The sequence below is a fragment of the Citrifermentans bremense genome (assembly GCF_014218275.1).
GTDB classification, from domain to species: domain Bacteria; phylum Desulfobacterota; class Desulfuromonadia; order Geobacterales; family Geobacteraceae; genus Geomonas; species Geomonas pelophila.
Genome location: NZ_AP023213.1, coordinates 75,577 through 99,262 on the forward strand (window position 1 = coordinate 75,577; position 23,686 = coordinate 99,262).

Annotated in this window: 17 protein-coding genes; 3 read left to right on the plus strand and 14 right to left on the minus strand. The window is 63.0% G+C overall.

The annotated features are described in order from the left end of the window. Positions 1 to 51: 51 nt before the first annotated feature. The 3 genes from GEOBRER4_RS00295 to GEOBRER4_RS00305 are packed head-to-tail and all read right to left on the minus strand — an operon-like array spanning position 52 to position 5,064. Positions 52 to 2,841 carry an ATP-binding protein gene (locus GEOBRER4_RS00295; RefSeq protein WP_185243748.1) on the minus strand — a complete coding sequence of 930 codons (2,790 nt, stop codon included), beginning with the start codon at positions 2,839 to 2,841 and terminating at the stop codon, positions 52 to 54. Positions 2,842 to 2,866: 25 nt separating this feature from the next. Continuing rightward, positions 2,867 to 3,952 carry an ABC transporter substrate-binding protein gene (locus tag GEOBRER4_RS00300; RefSeq protein ID WP_185243749.1) on the minus strand — a complete coding sequence of 362 codons (1,086 nt, stop codon included), beginning with the start codon at positions 3,950 to 3,952 and terminating at the stop codon, positions 2,867 to 2,869. 11 nt (positions 3,953 to 3,963) lie between these two features. Further along, positions 3,964 to 5,064 carry an ABC transporter substrate-binding protein gene (locus tag GEOBRER4_RS00305; protein ID WP_185243750.1) on the minus strand — a complete coding sequence of 367 codons (1,101 nt, stop codon included), beginning with the start codon at positions 5,062 to 5,064 and terminating at the stop codon, positions 3,964 to 3,966. Positions 5,065 to 5,345: 281 nt separating this feature from the next. Here GEOBRER4_RS00305 and GEOBRER4_RS00310 point away from each other — a divergent pair, with 281 nt between their 5' ends. Further along, positions 5,346 to 6,185 carry an alpha/beta fold hydrolase gene (locus GEOBRER4_RS00310; protein WP_185243751.1) on the plus strand — a complete coding sequence of 280 codons (840 nt, stop codon included), beginning with the start codon at positions 5,346 to 5,348 and terminating at the stop codon, positions 6,183 to 6,185. Positions 6,186 to 6,353: 168 nt separating this feature from the next. Here the strand turns inward: GEOBRER4_RS00310 and GEOBRER4_RS00315 are convergent, their stop codons facing one another. From GEOBRER4_RS00315 to GEOBRER4_RS00325, 3 genes are read right to left on the minus strand one after another with little or no spacing between them, the layout of a single operon-like run. Further along, a complete protein-coding gene (locus GEOBRER4_RS00315) occupies positions 6,354 to 7,523 on the minus strand; it encodes an aminotransferase (protein ID WP_185243752.1) in 1,170 nt (389 codons plus the stop codon). 3 nt (positions 7,524 to 7,526) lie between these two features. Beyond that, entirely contained in the window at positions 7,527 to 8,597 is a 1,071-nt protein-coding gene (locus GEOBRER4_RS00320; RefSeq protein WP_185243753.1) for a type IV pilus twitching motility protein PilT, read from the minus strand. Positions 8,598 to 8,609: 12 nt separating this feature from the next. Then, positions 8,610 to 10,268 (minus strand): ATPase, T2SS/T4P/T4SS family, encoded by a 1,659-nt coding sequence (locus GEOBRER4_RS00325; protein ID WP_185243754.1) that lies wholly within the window; start codon positions 10,266 to 10,268, stop codon positions 8,610 to 8,612. 414 nt (positions 10,269 to 10,682) lie between these two features. Here GEOBRER4_RS00325 and GEOBRER4_RS00330 point away from each other — a divergent pair, with 414 nt between their 5' ends. Then, a complete protein-coding gene (locus GEOBRER4_RS00330) occupies positions 10,683 to 11,687 on the plus strand; it encodes a hypothetical protein (RefSeq protein ID WP_085814414.1) in 1,005 nt (334 codons plus the stop codon). Between the two features lie 30 nt (positions 11,688 to 11,717). On the opposite strand, the gene GEOBRER4_RS00335 is transcribed toward GEOBRER4_RS00330, so the two are convergent. The 8 genes from GEOBRER4_RS00335 to GEOBRER4_RS00370 form a co-directional block, all read right to left on the minus strand. Continuing rightward, positions 11,718 to 14,129, minus strand: coding sequence for a sensor domain-containing diguanylate cyclase (locus GEOBRER4_RS00335; RefSeq protein WP_185243755.1), 2,412 nt, complete (start codon positions 14,127 to 14,129; stop codon positions 11,718 to 11,720). A gap of 18 nt (positions 14,130 to 14,147) precedes the next feature. After that, complete coding sequence (locus GEOBRER4_RS00340) at positions 14,148 to 15,221, minus strand: response regulator (RefSeq protein WP_185243756.1); 1,074 nt, start codon at positions 15,219 to 15,221, stop codon at positions 14,148 to 14,150. Positions 15,222 to 15,633: 412 nt separating this feature from the next. Next, positions 15,634 to 16,608: a transglycosylase domain-containing protein gene (locus GEOBRER4_RS00345; RefSeq protein WP_185243757.1), complete on the minus strand. Its 975-nt coding sequence runs from the start codon at positions 16,606 to 16,608 to the stop codon at positions 15,634 to 15,636. Positions 16,609 to 16,633: 25 nt separating this feature from the next. Further along, a complete protein-coding gene (gene pdxA / locus GEOBRER4_RS00350; RefSeq protein WP_185243758.1) occupies positions 16,634 to 17,641 on the minus strand; it encodes a 4-hydroxythreonine-4-phosphate dehydrogenase PdxA in 1,008 nt (335 codons plus the stop codon). 164 nt (positions 17,642 to 17,805) lie between these two features. Further along, positions 17,806 to 18,543: a glycine zipper family protein gene (locus GEOBRER4_RS00355; protein ID WP_085814409.1), complete on the minus strand. Its 738-nt coding sequence runs from the start codon at positions 18,541 to 18,543 to the stop codon at positions 17,806 to 17,808. 56 nt (positions 18,544 to 18,599) lie between these two features. After that, positions 18,600 to 20,795: an ATP-dependent helicase gene (locus tag GEOBRER4_RS00360; RefSeq protein ID WP_185243759.1), complete on the minus strand. Its 2,196-nt coding sequence runs from the start codon at positions 20,793 to 20,795 to the stop codon at positions 18,600 to 18,602. 288 nt (positions 20,796 to 21,083) lie between these two features. Then, positions 21,084 to 21,770 (minus strand): response regulator, encoded by a 687-nt coding sequence (locus GEOBRER4_RS00365; protein ID WP_085814407.1) that lies wholly within the window; start codon positions 21,768 to 21,770, stop codon positions 21,084 to 21,086. A 66-nt stretch (positions 21,771 to 21,836) separates the two neighbouring features. Next, positions 21,837 to 22,259, minus strand: coding sequence for a hypothetical protein (locus GEOBRER4_RS00370; RefSeq protein ID WP_185243760.1), 423 nt, complete (start codon positions 22,257 to 22,259; stop codon positions 21,837 to 21,839). Positions 22,260 to 22,623: 364 nt separating this feature from the next. Here GEOBRER4_RS00370 and GEOBRER4_RS00375 point away from each other — a divergent pair, with 364 nt between their 5' ends. Then, positions 22,624 to 23,631, plus strand: a complete 1,008-nt coding sequence (locus GEOBRER4_RS00375) for a CsgG/HfaB family protein (RefSeq protein WP_185243761.1) — start codon at positions 22,624 to 22,626, stop codon at positions 23,629 to 23,631. Positions 23,632 to 23,686 lie beyond the last annotated feature (55 nt).

A 23,686-nucleotide genomic window follows, 5' to 3' on the forward strand; every position in this document is an offset into this window, starting at 1 on the left:
CTTTCGCAGAAGGGGGAGAGGAAAACCGAAGGAAATGACAGGGGACGGGGGTCAGGCGTCGGGGGAAAGGGTATGCGCCTTCTCCCCGAGAGCCGAACGCACCTTGGCGGCCAGGGACCTGACGTCGAATGGTTTCTGCAGGAAATTTACGCTGTCGTGCAGCACGCCGTGGTCGGCGATGATGTCCGCCGTGTAGCCGGACATGAACAGGCATTTGAGCCCGGGATGCACCGACCTGAGCTCCCTGGCGAGGTCCCTGCCGTTCATCCCCGGCATTACCACGTCGGTCAGGAGCAGGTCTATCATCTCGGTGCCGGAGGTGACCTGTCTGAGCGCGTCTTCGGGCCCAGCGGCGACCATGATCCGGTACCCCAGGCTCTCCAGGATGTTCCGGCTCATCTCCGTCACGCTCGGCTCGTCCTCGACTAGTAGGATGGTCTCCTTCCCACCTAGGATCGGCTCCGGCTCGGCGTCCACCCCTTCGATCTGCGCGCCCCTGGAGATGCAGGGGAGGAAGATGCTGAAGGTCGTGCCGGATCCCGGCTTGCTCTCCACCTTGATCCCCCCCTGGTTCTGCTTCACGATCCCGTACACGGTGGCTAGGCCCAGACCCGTACCCTTGCCGATCTCCTTGGTGGTGAAGAACGGCTCGAAGATGTGCTCCTGCGCCTCGGGCGGGATACCCTGACCTGTGTCGCTGACCGTCAGCATCACGTAGCTGCCGGGGGAGAGGTCGCTGTTGCCGCGGCACTCCCTCTCGGACAGGGTGACGTTTGCGGTGAGGATGGTTAGCCTGCCGATCCCGGATATGGCGTCCCGGGCGTTGACGCAGAGGTTTGCCAGCATCTGGTCTACCTGCGCCGGGTCGATCTTGACCTGTTCCAGCTTGGGCCCCGGCGCCCAGACCAGCTCTATCCCCTCCCCGATCAGCCGCTCGAGCATGCGCAGCATCCCGGACACGGTCTCGTTCAGGTCTAGTACTTTCGGCTCGACCGTCTGCCTCCTGGCAAAGGCCAGGAGCTGCCTGGTCATGTCGGCAGAGCGCTTGCCGGCATCGAGGATCGCCTCCAGGTGCATGCGCTGCGGGTTGTCTTTGTCCATCAGGCAAAGCTCGGCATGCCCGAGGATCACGCTGAGCATGTTGTTGAAATCGTGCGCCACCCCGCCCGCAAGCCTTCCCACCGACTCCATCTTCTGGGCCTGGTGGAACTGCTCCTCCACCTTGCGGTACTGGGTGATGTCCATGGCGATGGAGAGTAGCGCCTTCTTCCCGGCCACGTTGATGATCTCTCCCCAGTTCTTGCAGAGGATCTTCTCGCCTGACTTGGTGGTGCAGGAGACCTCCAGGTCCTGGATCCTGCCGTCGCGCTCTATCCTCCCCCTTGCCAGCTCGTCGTCCGGCGGCGTTATCCACCCAAGTTCCACCGCACTCTTGCCGATGCTCTCCTCGCGGCTGAAGCCGGAAACGGAGCAGAACTTGTTGTTGACGTCCAGATAGCGGCCGTCCTCGAGGGAGAAGATGGTGATCATGACCGGGGCGCTGTTGTAGGCGGCGGAGAACTTCTCGTTGCTGTCGCGCAACCGCTCCTCCATTTTCCATCTTTCCCTTACCTCCGCCTGGAGTTCCCGGTTCAGCACCTCGAGCTGCATGGTGCGCTCGGCCACCCTCTGCTCCAGCCCCTCCTGGGACTGCCTGAGCCGGTCCACCATCGAGTTGAAGGAGCAGCCGAGCTCGATGGTCTCCCTGCTACCTTCCAGCGGGACCCGCTGCCCCAGGTCGCCTTCCTCGATCTCGCCTGCGACGCGCGCCATGTTCTGCAGCGGACGGCCTAGGTAGCGGGCGATGAAGAGGGAGCAGGCGAAGGTGAGGGCGATGCCGCAAAGGCTGAAGAGAAGGGCCCGCTGCAGCTGCCTGCGGATGGGGGCGAGCGCCTCGGCCTCGTCGATCTTGACCTCCATCCCCCAGGCCCGCTCGGGGTCGAGAGGGATGTGCCGGTAAGCGGTAAGCACCGGCACCCCGCGGTAGTCGGCGGTCTTCATCGCCCCCTCGCCCCCCTCTGTGGCAAGCCTGGCCGTCTTGGCCCCGTTGACGCTGCGCAAGGGGGAGGTCGGGGAACCGTCCTTCAGGGGGTGCTTCGTGCTCATGAGAAAGCGGAGCTTGTCGTCGACGAGGACCACCTCCCCCGACCTACCCAGCACGCCGGCTATGGAACCCTCGAGCACAGGCTTCATCACCTGGTCGAGGTCCACGGAGAAGTCGAGCAGCAAAAGCGGCTTCTCGTCCGGCGTCAAGTCCTGCCCGATCTGCCTGACGATGTGCAGCCGTGCCGCGCGGCCCCTTTCCTCCGCCGTCAGGCTGATGGTCTCGTTCATCCCGGTGGCCGTCGCCTCAGCGACAAGCGACTGCGTGGCCGAGGGATCGGGTGCGCCGTTGTCGCTGGCGGCGATTACTTTGCCGCTTTTGGGGTCGATGATGCGGACCGCGTCGTAGCGGTAGGTGGTGCGGATCAATTCCAGCCATGCGTCCAGTTCGGCGTGCGGGTGCGGGCTCGCGGGTTTAGTAATCCTGCAGGCCGCGAGCTCCCTGACGTAGGGGCTCTCGGCGGCAACGCGCGCGTCGCCGCGCCTTTCCTCGAGCCACACCGTGATCAGCTTCTTGTTCACGTCGGCGACGCTGGAGAGGATGGTGAGCTCTTTGGCGGTGCTGTCCGCGATCTTGCCCCGCACCAACCCGAACGGCAGGCCGTACAGCTCGCTTAGCTGGATGGACATGAAAACGAGCAGGGAGAGGGTGCAGAAGGTGATGATGATCCTGCCGCTTATCCCGGAATGCCACGGCATGGGCCGGCGTTCCTTTCCCCTGGGGTCAGTTTTGGTCATAGTCGAACCTGGCGATACGGTACTTCGCCGCGTTGCGCAGGACCTGGTCCACGTAGTCGAGCCTGAACGCCCCCTGGCACATCTGCCAGGGGACCGTGGGGGGGATTTTCCCGACCTTCTTGAGGAAGCGGAATTCTTCGGCCATCGACCCCCCCTCCGCGTCTATACCTTTGGGCATGCGGGGGGTGAAGGCGATGGCTGAGAGTTCGCGGCGCAGGTCCTCGGCCTGCGAGCGCCGCTCCCGTGAGGCCTGCCTGGGCTGGAGCGACTTGACGTCCTGGAGGTTCCATCCCGCCACCCGCTCAAGCGCCCTGTTCTCCTTGGCCAGCCATTTCATGCAGCGCACCAGGGCAGCAGCCATCTGGCGTGGCAGCTCCGGGCGCCTGTCGGCGAGGTTCTTGGAAAAGGCCGCGAAGGATAGGCTGCGATGCTTGCCGATGGCGGCGAAGCGGTCGGGGTAGCGCGCCAGGGTCAGCTCCGGGGTGGGCGCCCACGCCGCATAGGCGTCGACCTTTCCCTTGAGGAGCGCCTCCTCCATCTCGGTCACCTCCAGTGGCACCATGGTGACGTCGGACTCGGTGAGCCCCGAGTTGGAAAGGGTCTTCAGCAAGACGTAGTGGCCGGTGCTCCCGAAGGTGTTGGCTATCCTCTTTCCCTTTAGGTCGCTGGGCAAAAGTCCCATCGGCCCCACCACCGCGCCGTAGTTCTGCTTTATCAGGGCAATGGCGTAGAGGGGAACGCCGGAGGAAACGGCCTTGAGGAAAGGCATGTCCCCTAAAGTGGCAACCTGTGCCTTCCCGGAGGAGAGGTAGCTCGCCGCTTCGCAGCCGTCGCGCACCGGCACCATCTGCAGCGACACGCCCAAGCGCGTGAGCTCCTCGCGCAGCACCCGGTCGTGTTTCAGAGCAGCGGCCAGCGCCCCGCCCGGAGAAGCGAGGGGCTGGTAGGTGAAGACCACCGTCTCGGGTTTGGCGTTGCCTTTCGCGTCGCAGCGGGAAGGGTGCGGCAGTACCAGCGCCAGCAGGATCAGGAGGATGACTGCGAAGCGTGGGAGCATGGGGATTGTGGGCATCGGGGTTCTCCTCAGAAGGCGTAGTCGAAGGTGTCCAGTTGGTGGCGCTTGTGCCTTGCCAGCAGGCGCGGTAAAAGCTCGGGGCTGATGCTACCCTCGAACCTTTCTCGCGAAACCTTCTGGGGGAGCTTGCCGATGGACATGAGGAAGTCGAACTCGCGCGCCAGGGCCGAGCGCGGCTCCTTCTCCGCCGCGGATACAAGCGGCGCGCCCGGCACATCGAGGAGGTCGGTGCGGGTGATCTCGGCGATGTCCTGCGCCGAGAGCCCGGACTGCTTGCCGGAGAAGGCGGTCATGCCGTTTAGCGCCCACCTGCTGGCCAAGGCAAGGTTGTCCCCCTTCTTCATCCAGCGGGTCGAGCGGATCAGCGCCGCGGAGAGCGCATCCGCCGCCGCGGGATCGCTTTCCACGAGCCTGCGGGAGAGCAGGAAATAAGAGGCACTCACCTGGCGGTAAATCGGGGTGAACTGTCCCGGGTACTTCTTCATGGCGGCCGTCGGGATCGGCTCCCATGCGGCGAAGGCGTCGATCTCCCCTCTGGCGAGCGCGTCAGGCATGAGCGCCGTGTCCATCAGCACGATGTTCACGTCGCTTTCGGTCAGCCTGGCGGACCTCAGGGCCTGCAACAGGGCGTAGTGAGAGGTCGAGCCGAAGGCGTTCCCCACCTTCTTCCTGCGCAACTGCTCCAGGACCAGCCCGCTTCGCGCGACGACGGAAGCGTAGCTTCGCTTGATGGTCCCTGCGATCAGCATCTCCCCGGTGCTCGCGGCCTCGATGGCGGGCATGTCTGAGATCAGGGCGGCGTCCACCTTCCCCTTCCTGATGTAGGGGAGGGCATCCGACCCCTTGGTCAGGGTGCGGAATTCGGCACGGACGCCGGCGCGGCCGAGGGTCTTCATAAGCACCCTGTCCCGCTTGAGCACCTCTCCCAGCACCGCGACCGGTACCGCCATCGGGAAGTACACCACCGTTATCACGCGCTTTTGCCCCCCCTTTGCCGGCCGGTCCGGGGACTCCTTCGCGCCGGCTGAACCTGCGCCCAGCCGGGGGACCAGCAGTATCAGCAGCAGGATGATGATCGGCCGCCTCACGATCGACGCTAGCTTTTCCATCGGCACTCCGTGTTCATACAGGGGCTTTGGCGGTATTCACGCACCACCTGCGGGGTGAGCGGGTGTGGCTTTTTACCCACAAACGACGTGAAAATACTCTATCTGGGCCTTTCGCACAAATGCTTTTTCATTTATCGGAACTGTCTAACCCTTTCCTGATAATACTTTACGCCGCCGCCGCTGCTGAATCCCACATGAGGCGGGGGCAGACTTTGACTTGCCACGGAAATGCTGTATCTGAACTACTTGCGCATTGCCTATCAAAAAATGGAGGTTCTCGAATGAACTACATCACGGTGGGTAAGGAAAATTCCTGCAACATCGACCTCTACTACGAGGACATGGGGGAGGGGCAGCCCGTGGTGCTGATCCACGGCTGGCCGCTCAGCAGCAGGTCGTGGGAGAGGCAGGTCCCCGCGCTGCTCAAGGCGGGGTACCGGGTCATCGCCTACGACCGGCGCGGGTTCGGGCAGTCGAGCCGGCCCGGCACGGGCTATGACTACGACACCCTGGCCGATGACCTGCATGCGCTTTTGACCCGGCTCGACCTGAGGCAGGCGGTGCTGGTGGGGTTCTCGATGGGTGGGGGGGAGGTGGCGCGTTACCTGGGAAGGTACGGGACCGAGCGGGTGCAAAAGGCCGTCTTCATGGCCGCGGTCACCCCCTTCCTGAAGAAGGGTCCGGACAACGCGGCGGGGCTCGACGCCAACATCTTCGAGGGGATCAAGCAGGCCATCAGGGCCGACCGCCCCTCGTTTCTGACCACTTTCCTCTCCAACTTCTACAACGTGCACGCCTTCGGCGGCAAGAAGGTGAGCGAGGAGCTGCTTAGGCTTTCCTTCAGCATAGCCGCGACCGCCTCCCCGATCGGGACGCTTGCCTGCGTCGACTCCTGGCTCACCGACTTCAGGGACGACCTGGTGCGGATCCGCATCCCGACTCTCGTGCTGCACGGCGACGACGACCGGATCCTTCCCTTTGCAGCGACCGGGAGCAGGACCCACGAGGCAGTGGAGGGGAGCCGCCTGATAGTCGTGGCCGGCGCCCCCCACGGTCTCAACTGGACCCATGCCGAGGAAGTGAACGACGGGCTGATCGACTTCCTGCAGGAAACGATCTAAACGAAAACAAAAAACCGTCAGCCACGGAGGAAATCTGAGAGATGCTTGACTCCAGCTCATTTCCGTGACTGACGGTTTCGGTTTGTAAGGCGTTACAAGAGTTCCCGCTTCTCTCAGGTCGAGTTTTCCCAGGACTCCTCAGACTTCTCTTGCCACTGGTTTAAGGGTTTAAAGGTTGAAGTCCCTGAACCGTGCCACGGCCTCGGGTATGGTCTCCTCCCTGATGTTGCCGAAGGCAAGCCTCAGGTAACCCTCCAGCCCCGGTCCGAACACCTCGCCGGGCAAAAGCAGCATCCCCGCCTCCTCAACCATGCGCTTCGCGACCTCTCTCCCGGTTGCTTTCGGCAGCGGGTGCCGCACCCAGCCGAAGAACGGGCCGCTAGCCGCGAGCTTGAAGGCGTTCCCCGGCTTCGTGAACTCGGCACGGAAGACCTCGTGCCTTCTCTCCATCATGACACGGTTCGCGGTGACCCATCCCCCCAGGTGCTCGAAGCCGTACTTCACCGCGTGCTGCGCGAGCCGCGGCTGGCATACCGCCATGGTGTCCTGCGCCTTCAGCGCGTGGCTTATGAACTCCCGGGACGCGGCCAGCATCCCGGCGCGGTAGCCGGTGAGCGCGAAGGTCTTGCCGAAGGAGGCGATGTGGACGAAGTGGTCCCCCCAGTCGGGATCCTGGAACAGGTCGTGGGGGCGGGCTCCCCCGGTGATGAAGCTGTTGTAGGTCTCGTCCAGCACCAGGGCGATGTCGCGGGAGACCGCGAGGCGGTGCAGTTCGCGCACGGTATCCGGGGGGATCACGGCCCCGGTGGGGTTACTGGGGGTGACGAGCAGTATGGCGCGGGTCTTATCCGTGATCAGCGCGGCGATGGCGGCCGGGTCCGGGAGCCCGGCGTTTTCCTCCTCGAAGGGGGCGTAGACGCAGCGGATGCCGAGCATCTCCAGTGCCATCGGGTGGTCGAAGTAGGCCGGAAGCTGGACGATGACCTCGTCGCCGGCGCGGCAGAGCGTCACCATGGCGAGCCAGAACGCCTGGCTCGCGCCGATGGTGAGGATGAGCTGGGCGGGGTCGATGCAGGCGCCGTAGAGCTCGCGGTACCCGGTGCAGACCGCCTCCCGCACCTCGGGGAGTCCCTCGTCGATACTGTAGCGCGAGGTGTGCGGGTCGAGCATCACCTGGGATAGGTGGTCGGTGAGCTCCCGCGGCGGCGGGTAGTCGGGGATTGCCTGGCAGAGGTCGATGAGGGGAAGCCCCTCGGGGGCCCCGGCGAGCCACCCCTTGACCTCCGAGATGGGAGGGGGGTGCACGCCGGCGATGAGAGGTGAAGCGGGGAACCGCATCGGCTAATGCTCCGCCTGGGCCGGGAGGTACTGCTCGAACTGCCTCTTGTCCTGGCAGCAGCGGTAGGCCTCCTCAGCCGTTACCTTCCTGGTCTTCAGGAGGTCGAGGATGTGCTGGTCCATGAGCTGCATCCCGTCTTTTCTGCCGGTCTGCATGATGGAGGGGATCTGGAAGGTCTTTCCTTCCCGGATCAGGTTCCCGATGGCGTTGTTCCAGACCATGATCTCCTGTGCGGCCGCCCTCCCCTTGCCGTCGGCGGTCTTGAGGAGCTGCTGGCAGACCACCCCCTTGAGCGATTCGGAAAGGATGGCGCGCACCTGCTCCTGGCCGTCCTTGGGGAAGACGTCGATGATCCTGTCCACGGTCTTTGCGGCGGAACTGGTGTGCAGGGTGCCGAAAACAAGGTGACCGGTCTCCGCGGCGCTCATGGCGAGGGAGATGGTCTCCAGGTCGCGCATCTCGCCTACCAGGATCACGTCCGGGTCTTCCCTGAGGGCCGCCCTCAAGGCGCTGGCGAAGCTGTCGGAGTGCTCGCCTATCTGGCGCTGGTTGAAAAGGGACATCTTGTTCTCGTGGATGAATTCCAGCGGGTCTTCGAGGGTGAGGATGTGCTCGCGCCTGGTGTTGTTGATCAGGTCGATCATGGCGGCGAGGGTCGTCGACTTGCCGCTCCCCGTGGGACCGGTGACCAGCACCAGACCCTTCCTGAGCTTGGTCAGGTTGCGTATCCCTTCGGGAAGCCCCAGCTCGTCGGCGGAGAGAATCTTGCTCGGGATGATGCGGAACACCGCAGCGATGCCGCGGTGCTGCATCATGTAGTTGCCGCGAAAGCGTGCCAGCCCCGGGACCGAGTAGGCGAAGTCGAGGTCGTGCTTCTCCTCGAAGGTCTCGCGCTGCTTAGGTGTCAGGATCTCGTAAAGGAGCGTCTTCAGCTCCTCGTGCCCGAGCGATTTGAAGTTCTGCCGCTCCATCTCGCCGCGCAGACGGAAGATCGGCGGGGACCCGGCCGAAAGGTGCAGGTCGGATGCCCCGGCGTCGTGCAACAGCTTGAACAGCGCGTCTATCCTTGCCATGTCTCTTCTCCGTTACAGTAGTATGGAGGCGACGTACTCGCCCGGGGATATCTCCCCCCGCTCCAGGAGCTCGGCCCCCTCCTCCCCGATGCCGCGGTAGCCGGTGTCTTTGAGGTGGCGGATGATCTCGTCGGCGTCCCGAATCAGCTCGAACGCCTCCAAAAGCCCCTGGTCGAAACGGATCACGTCCAGGAGGTACTTCTTGCCGCTGTAGCCCGTCTGGTCGCAGGAGGGGCAGCCGGCCGGACGATAGTACTCGGGCGCGGTCGCCTTCAGCCGCAGGGCCGCCAGCTCGTCGGCGGCAGGAGCGTAGCTTTTCTTGCACTCCGGGCAAAGGAGCAGCACGCTCTTCAGGGAAACGACCCCCTTCAGGTGGGTCGGTATCAGGAAGTTCTTCTGGCAGAGGTAGAGGAGCTGCTTCAGCACCGCCCCCTTGTTCCCCTGGGACATCCCCGCCACCACCAGCTTCCCACGCATGACGGACTTGCTCGCCTCTATGAAGGCGGAAAGCTCGGTGACGTCCTCGATCGCCAGCGTGTCCGGGTCGTGCTCTAGGGCCGCCGAAACCACCTTTGCCGTATCCTCCGCGCCGCATCTCCCCACCGGGAGCCTGGGCCAGCGGTCCCGGCCGCGCCCAAGCCTTTCCCCCACGAGGAGCACGGTGCGGTCCGCGTGATCGCAGGCGTCCAGGAACAGGTCGATGAGCCGGCTCCGCTCCTCCGGGTCGCGCCCGGTGAAGAGGATCAGCCCTTCCTTTTCGCCGCAAAGCGCCTTGAGGTCGGCCCGCTTCTCCGCCGAGACGCCGAGGTCGTCCAGCCCGGAGATCTTGGGCGCGCCGACGTGCAGCTTCAAGGTAAGGTAATCACCGCCGTTGCCCCGCATGGCCAGAGTCTTGAACGGGATCCTTTTCCCCTGCCAGATGAAGGTCAAAACGCCGCTGGTGGGGTTCTCCTCGGCGGCGTCTATGCCGGAGAGCCGGCGGACGCGTTCGGTGAGCCGTCCGTAGTGGGTCGCCGAGAGCTTGCCGAACTCCGCGGTCCTCCCCTCGCCGCGCGCCAGGACCCGCACCTGGTCCCCCAAAGGCTGCAGCGCGACCGAGGCATACTTCTGCTGTACAACGCGCAATAAAAGGTGGTTCAGGAGCATGGCGCCGGAGAGGTCGGCGTTGATGGCGGAAAGGACCTTGGCGGGGAAGTGGCCTGAGCTGAACCCGAGTTGCGGGAGGTTCTGGTCCGGGCCGTACATGGCGTCGTGCATCTCGCGGATCTCGCGGATGAGGCCGACCGAGATGCTGATCTGGCAGCCGGTCACCCGGGTGATCTCCTCGAGGGCCTCCTTGTTCAGGGGGTCAGCCATGGCGACGGAGAGCTCGTTGCCGGAGAGGAAGATGGGGCAGAGGCTGTAGCGCCGGGCCAGCTGTCCCGGGACCTTAGCCACCGCGGCGTCGTCGATGTTTTCCTTCTTGAGCCGCACGTAGGGGATGTTCAGCTGGTTCGCGAGCGCCCAGTCGATATCCTCCTGGGTCACCACCCCCAGGCGGACCAGCGCCTCGCCCACCCGGCAGCCCGACACCTTCTGCGCCTCGAGGGCCGCCTTCAGCTCCTGCTCGGTGATGATCTGCGATTTGAAAAGGATCTCTCCGATGGATCCTTCCTTGACAAGCCCGTTCATTGCCTACCTCCAGGTGCTGCGGATGGCGGTGCCTGGGAAATGTACCCGAAAACACAATCTAAAACAACGAAAACCAATTGAGGATTGACAATGGACAATTGACAATGGCATTCTGCGATGCGCAGTAACTCGCATCGACGAAGCGGATCCAGAAGCAGACCTTTTTCCCCTCATCCCCAGGTAACTGCCTTAGCAAACCCCGTACGTCAATTGACAATGGACAAATGACTATGCATGCAGCTTCCGCGAGGCGCCACTACTGCTAGCGGCCTACCGTTGTCAATCGTCAATTGTCCATTAGGTTTTCAGGCAGCGTTGTCGGAAAACATATTTAAAGCCGCAGCTTTCGCGAGCCGGCCAAAGAGTTGTCAATTGTCCATCGTCAATTGTCAATTGGTTTTCACAGGAGTTTACATGCAGAGAAAAGCCATAGCCCTTCTTTCCGGCGGGCTCGATTCCACCCTGGCCGTCAAGGTGCTCCTGGACCAGGGGATCGCCGTCGAGGCACTCAACTTCACCTCTCCTTTTTGCACCTGCACCGGTAAGAACGCCGGCTGCAAGTCCGAGGCGGTCCGCGTCGCGGAAGAATTCAAGATCCCCATCAAGGTGATGCACAAGGGGGCGGACTACCTCGAGGTGGTCAGAAACCCCAAGCACGGTCACGGCAAGGGTATGAACCCCTGCATCGACTGCCGCATCTTCCTCCTGAAAAAGGCCAAGGAGTACATGATCGAGTCCGGCGCCGACTTCGTCTTCACCGGAGAGGTCCTCGGGCAGCGCCCCATGAGCCAGCGCCGCGACACCCTGCGCATCATCGAGAAGGAGAGCGGCCTCGAGGGGCTCCTCTTGCGCCCCCTTTCGGCTAAGCACTTCCAGCCGACCATCCCGGAACAGGAAGGGTGGGTCGACCGCGAGAAGCTCCTCGCCATCCAGGGGAGGTCCAGGAAGGAGCAGTTCGAGCTCGCGGCCGAGCTGGACGTGAAGAACTACCCCTGCCCGGCCGGCGGCTGCCTTTTGACCGAGCTCTCCTTCGTCGGCAAGATCCGCGACGTCTTCGACCACTCCGACGAGCTCAACATGAGGGATTTCCGGCTCTTGAAGCTCGGGCGGCACTTCAGGATCGGCCCCCGGACCAAGGTGATCCTCGGCCGCAACGAGGGGGAGAACGAGCTCTTGGAGCGCGCCGTACAGCCCGGCGAGGCGACCCTGCGCTGGGTCGAGGGGAAGAGCCCGCTGGCGGCGGTCATGGGCGAGACGACCGACCTCCTTTTGGAAAAGGCGGGGCAGATACTTCTGCGCTACACCAAGGCGGAGCCGGGTGCCGCCGCCACCCTGAGCGTTCTGCGCGACGGCAGCGAGACCGAGCTTAAGACCGTTAACCTCCTCGACGAGGCGGCCGTGGAGGCGCTCAGGCGCTAGCCGCTCCCGCCGCAGGCGCCCGAAGCCCGGCTAGTTGCAGTGGAAGCGGTAGACGTTCTTCCCTTCCTGCTTGGCCCGGTACATGGCGTAGTCCGCGTAGCGCACCATCCCGTCCAGATCCGTATCGCAGTCGGGATAGACGCAGATCCCGATGCTCACCCCCACCTGTGCGCTTTCCCCTTCCACCAGGAAGGGGAGGGCGAATGATTCCAGCACCCTCTCGGCCACCAGGGCCGCGTCCCGTTGGTCCGCCATCTTGGTCAGGATGATGGTGAACTCGTCCCCCCCCATGCGGGCCACCATGTCACAGGCCCGCACGCACTCCCGCAGCCGGTACCCTGCCTCCACCAGCACCGCGTCGCCGGCCGCATGCCCCAGACGGTCGTTGATCTGCTTGAAGCTGTCCAGGTCCAGGAACATGAGCGCCAGCGCGTGCTTGTAGCGCTTGGCCTCGCACACCGCGTGGCGCAGCCGGTCGAAGAAGAGCACCCGGTTCGGTAGCGAGGTCAGCGAGTCGTAGTGGGCGAGGGTTTCCAGCCTCGCCTTGGCGAGCTTGCGCTCGGTGATGTCGCGGAAGATGACCTGCAGCGCCTTCTCGCCGCGGAAAACGAACGGTCCCACCCCCAGCTCCACCTCCACCGCGGTCCGGTCCTGGCGCAACAGCCTCTCCTCAATCCACGGCGCAGTAGTCCCGGTTTCCTCGGCGCAAACCACCTGCTCCAGGAACAGCTGTTCCGAATCCCGTTGTATGAACTCGCGCATCTCCTTCCCCACCAGCTCGTCGCCCGAGTGGAAGCCGAGCATCTCGCAACCCGCGGGGTTGACGAACACGAAGCGGCGCTCCACCAGGATGGCGATCCCGTCCAGCGAGAGCTCCACCAGGCGCCGGAACCGCTCCTCGCTCTCCCCTATCGCCGCCACCATCCCCCTCAGCTGCTCCTCGGTGTTGGCGCGAAGCGTCATGTCCTGCATGGTCTGGATGGCGGCGATCAGCTTCCCCTCGACATCCCGGATGGAAGCCGCCTCGAAGGCGAGGTATTTCTGCTTTCCCTTGAGCCGGTACCACCCCTCGGCCCGCAGCCCTTCGGGGATGAGCGGGGAATCGGCGTAGCAGGAGTAGAGATCCGCCATCTCGTACAGGGTCCCCTCGATGACGATGTCGGCGAGCACGCGGCGCGGCGCGTCGTAGAAGGCCCGCCACGGTTCGGTAAGCCCCACCTGTGCCTTCGCGGTGAAGCCCGTCAGCTCCTCCATCGCCCTGTTCCAGATGATCACCCGGTGCTCTGCGTCGATGACGAAGCAGGGTACGGCCGAGTGCTGCAAAAGCTGCACGGCGAATCCCTTTTCCGCTTCCAGCGCCCGCCTGTTGATGACCAGTTCCTGCATCATGGCGTTGAACGCCTGGGCCAGGTCGCCGATCTCGTCGCGGCCCTGCACCGGTACCGGCAGGTACTTCCCGGCATCCCCCCCTGTCTCCCGCACGCGACCGGCGAATACCTGCAGCGGAGCGGTGAGGCGGCCGACGAAGAGCCAGACGGTGATCAGGGCCAGAGGGAGCAGCAGCGACAGGCTCCATGCCACAAGTTTCTGCGCCCGGTAGATCGGCGCGTACGCCTCGGACAGGGGGCGCTCCGCCGCGAGGATCCACCCCCGGCTGGGAAGCCTCTTGAAGGAGTAGATCGACAGCGAACCGGAGGGGTTAGGCATCTCGCCGCTTCCCTCGAAACCCTCGATCGCCCGGTCCAGCAGCTCCCGCTGTCCCTTTGCCGAGATAGGTTTGCTGATCCTGTCGTGCTTGCGGTGCGCGATCATCTGCCTTTGCTGGTTGAAGAGGAAGAACTCCCCGGCGTCTCCGAGATTGCGGTGCGCCACGCGGCTCAGGAAGTTCTCCTCCATCAGGTCCACGCGCCCCCCCAGGACTCCGATGATCCTACCCCCCTCTCCCAGCACCGGGACGGTGAACATCACCACCTGGTGACCCTTGCTCCGCTGTGACGGGAACGGGTCGGAGATCAGGGCCTTGCCGGACTGGAGCGCGCGGACCAGGTACTCCTTTTTCGAGAAATCGCCGCCGATGTTGACGCTCTGCCCCGGCGAGAAGGCAAGGAGCCTCCCCTTGGGGCTGAAAAAGGCGGTGCCGTCGCTGAACACCTGGTGCAGGTCGAGACGCTCGTCGAGGAAGTTCTGCATGGCAGCAGCGTCTTTGGCCGTGGCGGCCGGAATGCTCATCGCCACGGCGACCAGCTCGCGCTGCGCCGCCAGAATCTTTTCGTCCAGTTCGCCGGCCATGGCGCCGACGACCGAGAATTGGCGCGAGGCGATGCTCTCCTTGAACTCCCGCATGAAAAACAGCAGTCCCAGGCCGGCAACGGACGAGCTCACGGTACCGATGAGCAGGAAGACGACCAAGCTCATCTTTATTTTCAGGCTGCACCTGGGCATGTTTCGCGTGTTTCTCCGCTAATCGCTGTGGTTTTCGTAGATGGCTTCGAAGTCGTGGGCAACCGCCGAGAAAGCGTGCAGTATCTCGGGATCGAAGTGTTCCGGCATGGTCCTGCCGTCCCCCTCGGTGATGATCCGGACCGTCTTGCTGTGGTCGAAGGGGGGTTTGTAGACCCGCTTGCTTCTCAGGGCGTCGTACTGGTCCACCAGCATGACGATGCGCCCCTCCATGGGGATCCGTTGCCCGGTGAGGCCGTGGGGGTAGCCGCTGCCGTCCCACCGCTCGTGGTGGGTAAGGGCGATGGAGGCTGCCATCTGCAGCACGAGGTGGCTCGAGCCGGCGAGGATTCTGCCGCCGATCTCGGTATGGCTCTTCATGACGCCGAATTCCTCCCCGGTAAGCGGCCCCGCCTTCAGCAGGATCGCGTCGGGTATCCCGATCTTGCCGACGTCGTGCATGGGCGACGCCATGGCGATCCCGTCCACGAAATCCGTGGGGAGCCGCAGCTGCTCGGCAAGCCTCTTCGCGTACAGGCCGATGCGAGCGATATGCTTCCCCGTGTCCTCGTCCCTGAGTTCCGCCGCGGCGGTCAGCCTCTCGATGGTCTCACGGCTCATGCTCCGCATCTGCACCAGCGCCTCTCCCAGCTCGCGGGTGCGGTCCTGGACCTTTTGCTCCAGCTCCGCCTTGTAGTTTTTCTCCACCAGGACCAAACGCTGGTAGTTGATCCCCTTTTCCACGGCGTAGATCAGGTAGGGGGTCTTGAAAGGCTTGATAATGAAGTCGAACGCACCCTTCTTGATGGCCGAAACCGCCATCTCCAGCTCGGCGTACGCGGTCATGAGGATGACCGGGATGTCGCGGTCGATCTCGTGGACCTGCTCCAGGAGTTCGATGCCGGACATCTGCGGCATGTTGACGTCGGTGAGCACCACATCCGGAGGAGAGTGGCGCAAAAGGTGCAGCGCCTCATGTCCGTTGGAAAACTGGTTCACCTCGAACCCGCTGACCGACAGGAGCAGCGCCACGCTCTCCAGCACGTATGGGTCGTCGTCCACCAGGAGGACACGCCCTGATTTTACGTTTTCCATTGCATTTTCTCCTGAAGCCAGCCCGGTGAATCCGGTGCTTTCACCTGTTTCGGCATTTCTAATGGGAACTTGAGGGACAGAATGCTGAGGGAGGGCTAAGAAAGCAGGGAAATCAGGAGCTTTCGGAGGAGGGACGGGGGGATGGAAAGAGCCCCGGGCCTGCGCACCGTATGGCTTCGGACCGCGAAGGCGGGAGGGTGGAGGGTGGACAGGGTGGACAGGGTGGACAGGGTGGACAGGGTGGACAGGGTGGACAGGGTGGACAGGGTGGACAGGGTGGACAGGGGGAATTTGCCCACGAAGCGCTGCACCAGACTGACGTTCCCCCCTTTGCGAAGGGGGGACAGGGGGGATTTGCTTCAGTGCTGCACCATCTCCTCCCTCCCCAAGCCGGGGAGGGTGGAAGATGGCCTTACTGCTTTTCTTCCTGCGCCGGGGGCGGAGTGGAGGCCGGCGCAGGCGCCGCCGGCTCCTGCGTCGGCTCCGTGGCGGGCTGTGGTACCGCTCCTTCCGGCGCGGCGGTCTCCGGCTGCTGTGCGTTCATCTCTTCCTGCGTCAGGGGCTCTACCGGAACGGTGGCCGAGGTGTGGTTCGCCATCACCTCGACCTGTTTGATGCTCATGTCGACCTTGTGCTGCATCCGTCCTATGTTCGGCGACTGCGCCAGCGCTGTGCGATATTCACCCTCGCTTAAGACCCCTTTCTTGGCGAGAAGCCCCAGGATCATGTTGGAGCGTTTCAGCACCTTTCCCAGGTTCTTGTACGGGTTGTAGGCGACCCGGGGGCCCGGGAGCATCGCGGCCAGGAAGGCGCACTCGCGCGGGGTGAGGTTGGCCGGCGATTTGCCGAAGTAGTAGCGCGCGCCGTGGCCGATGCCGTGCACCAGGGGGCCGAGCTCGATCACGTTCAGGTAGAGCTCGATGATCCTTCCCTTGGTGAGTTCCTGCTCCATCCTCTTCGCGAGGTACAGCTCCTTGGCCTTCCTGGTCAGTGTCTTCTCGCGGGACAGGAACAGGTTCTTCGCCACCTGCTGGGTGATGGTCGAGGCGCCGCGGGCGAAGCTCTGCTTCTCCAGATCGTACTTGATCGCCTCTTTGATCGCCTTGACGTCGATCCCCTCGTGCTTGTAGAAGGAGGCGTCCTCGGCGAGTATCACCGCCCATTTCATCTCGGAGGGGATCTGCGACAGCGGGGTCCAGTAACGGTTCTTGGGTCCCACCACCAGCGGATGGTAGTTCCCCTGCCAGTCCTTCACCTGGATGGTCATGTTGAACTTCTTGTCTTTGAGTTCCGTAACCGGCGGCATCAGCGCCAGGGAAACCACCACGTACACCAGGTAAACTGCGAAGGCGATCACGCCCCAGGTAAGGTACTTTTTCATCTTCATCGGATAATCCCGCCTCTCTTTGCAGCTATCGGCAAACCTGTTGTTGCGCCATCCGTGCCGCCATGATCAGCGCGGCCTTCATGCTTTCCGCGCTCGCTTTTCCTGTCCCCGCGAGGTCATAGGCGGTGCCGTGATCGACCGAGGTACGGATGATGGGAAGCCCCAGGGTCACGTTGACCCCGTCATCGAAATGCAAGAGCTTCAAGGGGATCAACCCCTGGTCGTGGTACATGCAGACCACCGCGTCGTACCCTCCCTTCGCGGCGAAGTGGAACAGGGTGTCTGCGGAAACGGGGCCGGCGGCGTCGATTCCCATATCTCTGGCGGCCGCGACCGCAGGCGCTATGATCCGTGACTCCTCGTCCCCGAACATCCCGCCCTCGCCGCAGTGCGGGTTGAGGGCGAGGACTGCCAGGCGCGGCGCGGGGCAGAACCAGCGGCTCAGGGCGTCGTGGGTGATCCTGATGGTGGAGAGGACGCGGTCGAAGGTGACCAGTTCCGGCACCCTGGCCAGCGGCTCGTGGATGGTCACCAGCGTCACCTTCAGCCGCTCGCCGGCGAGCATCATCACCACCTCCGGGGTCCCGGTCAGCTCGGCCAGGAGCTCGGTGTGGCCGGGGTAATCGTGCCCGGCGCTGTTCATCGACTCCTTGTTGATGGGGGCGGTGGCCATCGCCTGCACCGTCCCGTCCAGGCAGAGCCTCGCCGCCTCGCAGATGTAGCGGTAGCAGGCGTCCCCCCCGGCGACGGTCGGGGCGCCGTAGGGGATCTCGTCCAGCTTCAGCTTTGAGAACTCGCGCAGATACAGCGTGCCGGGGGGCGGGTCCAGGGGAGGGAGCAGGTCGGGCGCGGACGCTATATCGAGCTTGGCCCCCGCGACCGCTATGCCGCGCTCCATGGCGCTGCGGTCTCCGAGGACCAGCGGACGGCAGAGCGCCGTGATGGCCGGGTCGGCTAGCGCCGCCGCGATGATCTCCGGCCCGATGCCGCAGGGGTCCCCCATGGTGACCGCTATGACTGGTTTATTCAACATTCTCTCCTGTCTTTTCTTCGGAGTTCCCGTCCATACCCCCTCTTCCTCTGGGAGCGGGGCGGGGTGAGGGAGGTTTCCTACTGTAGATGAAGCTGAAAGTCCCGAACAAACGAATAGGGGCCGTTGGGCCCCTATTGCACTGGTACCGGCAGTCGCTGGGACGCCTATTTCTTTGCCGTGTTCAGGGGGAGGCTCACCTTGTGCACCTGTCCCGATTCACGTTCGCGCACCTGCAGCTTAAGCTCCTTCGCGCTGGTCGCCTCGCCCGGGAAGAAGAGGAAACCGTTGGCGAGAGACCCGGCGGGAATGGGCTTTCCTTCCAGCCCCTTGCTCCTCAGGTCGCTGGAGATGCGCTGCTCGCGCTCGCCGGAGGTCCCTTCCTGCGCCCCGCCGATCAGCGCGCCGCCGGCTGCCCCGAGCGCGACCCCCTTGCCCACCGCCTCGCCTACGCTCTTGCCGGAGGCGATGCCGATGGCGGTCGCCAGGATGCCGCCCGCGGCAGCGCCCAAAACCGCGCCCTTGCCGGCGCCCTTGCCGAAGAAGGAGGCGAACTGGGTCGAGCTTTCCAGCCGGTCGAAGGCGACGTTGTTGGGGACCACGGGCCAGTAGTTACCCCCCTCGTCCACGAGGAATGTCTGGCCGGAGATGAGCTCCAGGTTGTTGCCGCTTTTGTTGTCGAAAACCAGCATGACCGGGAGGAGACCCGCTCCCTTGATGTCGAAACCGAAGGCGTTCTCCGCGGAGTCGGCGTCCGGGTACGCCTCGCCCCCCATCGACACACCGTTCACCTCGCGGTAGTTGGAGTAGGCCTCGGGGGGACGGAAGGAGACGTACTGGCTCTTGTATGAGGTGCATGCCGAGAAGAGGAGCATGGCGATCATGAGGGTGCAAAGCTTTTTCATGGGAAGGCCTCCTTGGAGAATCTCATTATAATGACGCATCTACTATACTACCTATCTCACGCCCGCTCAAGGCCCGCGAAGCGGACCAGGAGCTTCTTCGGCCCTCCCAGGGAGTTGAACCAGACGATCACCTTCTGGTTGTCCCCCTCCCCTTCGATCTTGCGGATGGTTCCGGGGCCGAACTGGGCGTGGCGCACCTTCATGCCGAGGTAGATCCCCTGATCGTCCTCCGGCACCATGCGCACTTCGTTGTCGTCTTCGGGCTCCATCTCCTCCTCGAAGAGCGAGGCGAGGTTATGGGAGGGGAACTCGCGCTGCCGCGAAGGCTCCTGCCAGCTGTCCCCGGTGTCGAGGAGCTCTCGCGGGATGTCGGCTATGAACCGCGCCGGCGGGTTCATCTGCTCCTGCCCGAAGATGTGGCGCCGGCGCACGTTCAGCAGGAAGAGGCGCTTCTTGGCGCGGGTCATCCCCACATAGCAGAGCCTGCGCTCCTCCTCCATCTGGGCGGGATCTTCCAGGGCCCTCACGTGCGGGAAAAGACGCTCCTCCATGCCGATGAGGAACACCAGCGGGAACTCCAGCCCCTTCGCGGAGTGCAGGGTCATCAGCGTCGCCGAGGCCTTCTTCCCCTCCCCTTCCTGCTCCAGGTCGCTTACCAGCGCCACCTGCTCCAGGAAGTCGGCGAGCCCCTTCTCGCCCGGGGCGCTCTCGTAGGCCTGCATCGCGGTCACGAGCTCCTGGAGGTTCTCGATCCGCTCCTGGGCCTCGTCGCTTCCCAAGGCCTTCAGCCTGGCGAAGTACCCGGACTCGTAGATGATGGTGGAGGTGAGCTCGGACAGGGGCATCTGCTCCGCCTTTTCCTTGTAGCCCTCGATCTCGGCGGCGAAAGCGGCGACCTTCCCCTTGGCGGCGGCGGATAAAAGCGGCCCGTAGGCACCCTCCAGCATGGCGTCGTAAAGCGGTATCCCCTTCTCAGCGGCGAACTCGGAGAGGCGCTGCACGGTGGTGTTGCCGATGCCGCGCGGCGGCGTGTTGATGATCCGCTTCAGGGCCACGTCGTCGGAGGGGTTGTCCAGCACCTTCAGGTAAGCGAGGATGTCCTTCACCTCGAGCCTCGCGTAGAAGCGGACCCCCCCCACCATGTGGTAGGCGATACCCGCCGACACCATGGCGTCCTCGATGGCCCGGGACTGCGCGTTGGTGCGGTAGAAGACAGCAACCTCCGAGAGGTCTCCCCCTTCGTCGAGGAAGCGCTCCGTCTCGCGACAGACCGTCCGGGCCTCCTCCCATTCGTTGGGAAGCGTGCGGTAGACGATGCGCTCCCCCTCCGGGTTGTCGGTCCAAAGGCGCTTGGGCTTTCTGCCGCGGTTTTTCTGCACCACGTTCCAGGCACCGTCCAGGATGGTCTTGGTGGAGCGGTAGTTCTGCTCCAGCTTCACCACCTTGACCCCGGGGAAATCCCTCTCGAACTCGAGGATGTTCCGTATGTCCGCGCCGCGCCAGCCGTAGATGGACTGGTCGTCGTCACCAACTACGCAGAGGTTCTTCCGCTCCCCGGCCAGTAGCTGCACCAGGCGGTACTGCACCGGGTTCGTGTCCTGGTATTCGTCGACCATGATCCAGCGGTAGCGCTCCAGGTACTTCTGCCGCACCTCGGGATGCTGTTCGAGGAGCTGCACGGCAAGGAGCAGCAGGTCGCCGAAGTCGGCCGCGTTGCAGCGCTTGAGGCGCTCCTGGTAGCAGCGGTAGACCCGGGCGAGCGTCGCCTGGTAGGGGGAGTCCGTCGGGACCTGGTCCGGTGCGAGTCCCTGGTTCTTGAACTCGTCGATGGCGCCGGCGAGAGCCTTGGCGGGGTATCTCTTCTCGTCCAGGTTCAGCTCGACGGCGCAGTCCTTCAGGAGCTTTTCGCAGTCCTTGTCGTCGTAGATGGCGAAGTTGCTGTCGTACCCCAGGTGGCGGATCTCGCTTCTGAGGATCCTGGCGCAGGTGGAATGGAAGGTGGAGATGAGGGGAAGTTCCCCATCCCCCAGCATCTGCGCCAGGCGCTCGCGCATCTCGCCTGCAGCCTTGTTGGTGAAGGTGACGCCCAGGATCTGCCATGCGGGGACACCGCGCTCGTGGATCAGGTAGGCGATGCGGTGCACGATGACGCGGGTCTTTCCGGAGCCGGCCCCGGCGAGGACCAGCAGCGGTCCTTCTCCGTGGAGCACGGCCTCCTTCTGGGGAGGGTTCAGATTGTGGAGCAGTTTCATGTCGTTCCTTGAAGCCGGGGGCGCTGAAGGGGCCTAGTGCTGGAGCCGATCTTTTATAGCACTTCGGGGGTGGTTGGTCAAAAAAGAAAGGCGGAACTCAAAGGTGGAACACAGAGGACCCGGAGGTTCACGGAGGTCACAGAGCTTAAGCAGGGGAAAACCAAAGCAAAGCAGAGTCACTCACCACTGGGGCACACAGAGGAAACTCAAAGTCAGGCTTGCAAAGCTTTCCTCTGTGCTGCCTCTGTGTCCTCCGTGCCCTCTGTGGTGAAGGTTTGGTTTTATCTCCTAGCGCTTGGAGTTTCCTTCCAGGAACCTAGTCAGGGAGGACCTGACTTCTTTGGGCATGAGCGCGAACTTGACGCCGAGCCCTTTGGGACGGACCACTATGCTTTCGCTGGTCCAGACGATCTTGCAGGGGGAATCGATGACGGTCCCGTCGGGAAGGGTGAAGGAGAGGTTGACCACGTTGCCGGGCTCGCCGGGAAAATCGGTGACGACGAAGGCGCCGTCCGACCCGACATCGTGCAGGGAGCAGGCGATGGCTTTTCCGTTCACGTTCAACACGGCGCCCACGTTGCAGGGGATGCGCCGCTCGCGCCGGTTGATCCCGGGGATGAACTCCCGGGCGATCTCGAGGAAGCGGTCTCTGCCGGCGGGCTTGGTGAGGAAGTAGTTGCAGCCGGCTTCAACGCTGATCTCCTTGTCGTTTGCGTCGGAACTGGAAGAGATGATGACCACGGGGGTGCCGGAGATCTCGGGGACGGACCTGATGGCCCGGCAGCATTGCGCGCCGTCCATCCTGGGCATCTGCAGGTCCATGAAGATCAGGTCCGGCTTGTGACTCTTCGCGAGATCGAGCGCCTCGGCGCCGTCGCGCGCAGTCAAAAGGTTCACCTGTGCATACTTGAAAAAATCCTTTTCGATCTCCAGGAACATCTGCAAATCGTCTACCAGAAGGATGGTGTGGTTCAAGGGCGTCTTCCTTGTCGAGCCGCGGGCGCCAAAGGCGCTGCCGGGTGAAATGGGCCAATGGCCGAACTACATGAAGGGCTTGAAGACCGGGGCCTCGGCTTCTCCCTCCCTGGTAGGAACGGAATCGAAGATGAGGGTCCAGGTCTTCCCGGTAACCGTGTCCAGCAGGAAGGTGTGCCGTGCCGCAAGCCCGGAGGTGAAGATCTGGAACCTGGGCCGGATCGGGGCCTTGATGCGCGGAAGATCGACCACCATCACCTTTTCCCAGACGTTCTCCTTCTCCTTGTTGAGCAACAGCTGCATCACCTCGCCGTTGTACCGGTCAAGTCTGAAGGTCCAGCGCGCCGCAAGCTGCGACTGAATGATCTCGTAGCGGGCTTCCGATGGCGTGGTCGTGCTCTGGTGCACGTTGGAAAGTTCTCCCTGTGCCAGCACCGGAACCAACAACGCGAAGCAAAGAGTGATTGTGCGCAGCAATCTCATTCTCATTTCCCTTCCTCTTGAGCCCGCTGTTTACGTGGCTTTCTGTCACTGTTTAGCGTTTGCAAGTCATTAATTCTCCGGCAAATGACTTCTTCAGTCAAGATAAAATATGGTCAATGTGGGACAACTAATTCGATGTTTCTTGTTGCAACACCGATACCGGTCATGACGGACATTGCTTTTGTCTCTTTATACACCTAAGTGTACAGCCATAGACACAGTATAATTGCTGAGAAATAAAAATAAAGAAATAAAATCACTGTAAGATAAAAATTTGTTGAAAAAATCGTCGCGTTGTCGTATACGAGTGTCGGGAACGGTTATGCGAAAGTAATTAGAAGCAATCAAAACAAAAGATACTGGAGGAGTCATGTTAAAGAAGGCGGGTGTGCTGGCGCTCACGCTGGCGTTAACTTCCGGGTGTGCGAGCACGATCAATATGGCCAACTATGGTGAGCTTGAGTGCGACAAGAAGGATTGCGAGATCTCGCCTCCTGAGTACATCGTAAATAAGAAGAAGCCGAAGGTCGCTATCCTGCCCATAGCCGATGTCACCGACTTTGCCGGCAAGCTCTCGAAACCCGCTCAGGAGACGCTGACCCAGATCATCACCGGCGGAACCGGGCTCGAGGTGGTCGAGCGGGCCCAAATGGAGAAGTTGTTCGAGGAGGCGAAGTTCAAGGAGAGCGTAAGCGGCGACCTGGACACTGAGGCGTTGACCCACCTTGCAAAGGACATCGATTACGTGATCATGGGATCGGTATCGAGCGTCAACACCGGCGCCAAGTTCACCGAAGCTAGCAGCTACGTCGACAAGAAGGGGAGGACCCACCACACCGCAGCCTCTTGTTCGGTTTCCGGTGAAGCCACCGTCAACGTGAGAGCGGTCAGCACTGTGACCGGCAGCATCTACAAGGTATTCACCCCCTTCAAGGGTAGTGTTTCCGGTAGTAGCGAGATCAGGAGCAGCTACGACTGTCGTGTGGGTGACCCCTACCAGCTCGCCTCGGGTGCGACCGCCAAGGCAATCGAGAACGGGCGTAACAGCTTCATCGACGCCTTCCCCAATTACGGATATGTTGCCAAGACCATGACCAACCCGAAAGATCCTAAAGATCGGGTCGCGCAGATCACACTGGGGAGAAACGACGGCGTGAAGCCCGGTGACCGTGTGACGTTGGCGAAGTTCATCAAGTCCTTCGACAGGATCAAGAAGGTCGAGTCAGTCACCCTGCAGGACCTGGCCGAGGTGCAGATCAACGAGACGGGAATCGGCGACGATCAAAGCTTCGTGAAACTCCCCGAGGATCTTGCGGCGGAAGTCACCGCCGGCTATATCGTCAAGACCAAGTCGAAAAGGGGCTTCTTCGGGAGCTAGCGGGAAAGCCGACCTTAGTTGAAAAGAAAGGGGGCCGTCATCAACATGACGGCCC

Coding starts and splice junctions, on each gene's coding strand:
- GEOBRER4_RS00295 (WP_185243748.1), bottom strand. CDS start 2,841: ATGCCGTGGCATTCCGGGATAAGCGGCAGGATCATCATCACCTTCTGC.
- GEOBRER4_RS00300 (WP_185243749.1), bottom strand. CDS start 3,952: ATGCCCACAATCCCCATGCTCCCACGCTTCGCAGTCATCCTCCTGATC.
- GEOBRER4_RS00305 (WP_185243750.1), bottom strand. CDS start 5,064: ATGGAAAAGCTAGCGTCGATCGTGAGGCGGCCGATCATCATCCTGCTG.
- GEOBRER4_RS00310 (WP_185243751.1), top strand. CDS start 5,346: ATGAACTACATCACGGTGGGTAAGGAAAATTCCTGCAACATCGACCTC.
- GEOBRER4_RS00315 (WP_185243752.1), bottom strand. CDS start 7,523: ATGCGGTTCCCCGCTTCACCTCTCATCGCCGGCGTGCACCCCCCTCCC.
- GEOBRER4_RS00320 (WP_185243753.1), bottom strand. CDS start 8,597: ATGGCAAGGATAGACGCGCTGTTCAAGCTGTTGCACGACGCCGGGGCA.
- GEOBRER4_RS00325 (WP_185243754.1), bottom strand. CDS start 10,268: ATGAACGGGCTTGTCAAGGAAGGATCCATCGGAGAGATCCTTTTCAAA.
- GEOBRER4_RS00330 (WP_085814414.1), top strand. CDS start 10,683: ATGCAGAGAAAAGCCATAGCCCTTCTTTCCGGCGGGCTCGATTCCACC.
- GEOBRER4_RS00335 (WP_185243755.1), bottom strand. CDS start 14,129: ATGCCCAGGTGCAGCCTGAAAATAAAGATGAGCTTGGTCGTCTTCCTG.
- GEOBRER4_RS00340 (WP_185243756.1), bottom strand. CDS start 15,221: ATGGAAAACGTAAAATCAGGGCGTGTCCTCCTGGTGGACGACGACCCA.
- GEOBRER4_RS00345 (WP_185243757.1), bottom strand. CDS start 16,608: ATGAAGATGAAAAAGTACCTTACCTGGGGCGTGATCGCCTTCGCAGTT.
- pdxA (WP_185243758.1), bottom strand. CDS start 17,641: ATGTTGAATAAACCAGTCATAGCGGTCACCATGGGGGACCCCTGCGGC.
- GEOBRER4_RS00355 (WP_085814409.1), bottom strand. CDS start 18,543: ATGAAAAAGCTTTGCACCCTCATGATCGCCATGCTCCTCTTCTCGGCA.
- GEOBRER4_RS00360 (WP_185243759.1), bottom strand. CDS start 20,795: ATGAAACTGCTCCACAATCTGAACCCTCCCCAGAAGGAGGCCGTGCTC.
- GEOBRER4_RS00370 (WP_185243760.1), bottom strand. CDS start 22,259: ATGAGAATGAGATTGCTGCGCACAATCACTCTTTGCTTCGCGTTGTTG.
- GEOBRER4_RS00375 (WP_185243761.1), top strand. CDS start 22,624: ATGTTAAAGAAGGCGGGTGTGCTGGCGCTCACGCTGGCGTTAACTTCC.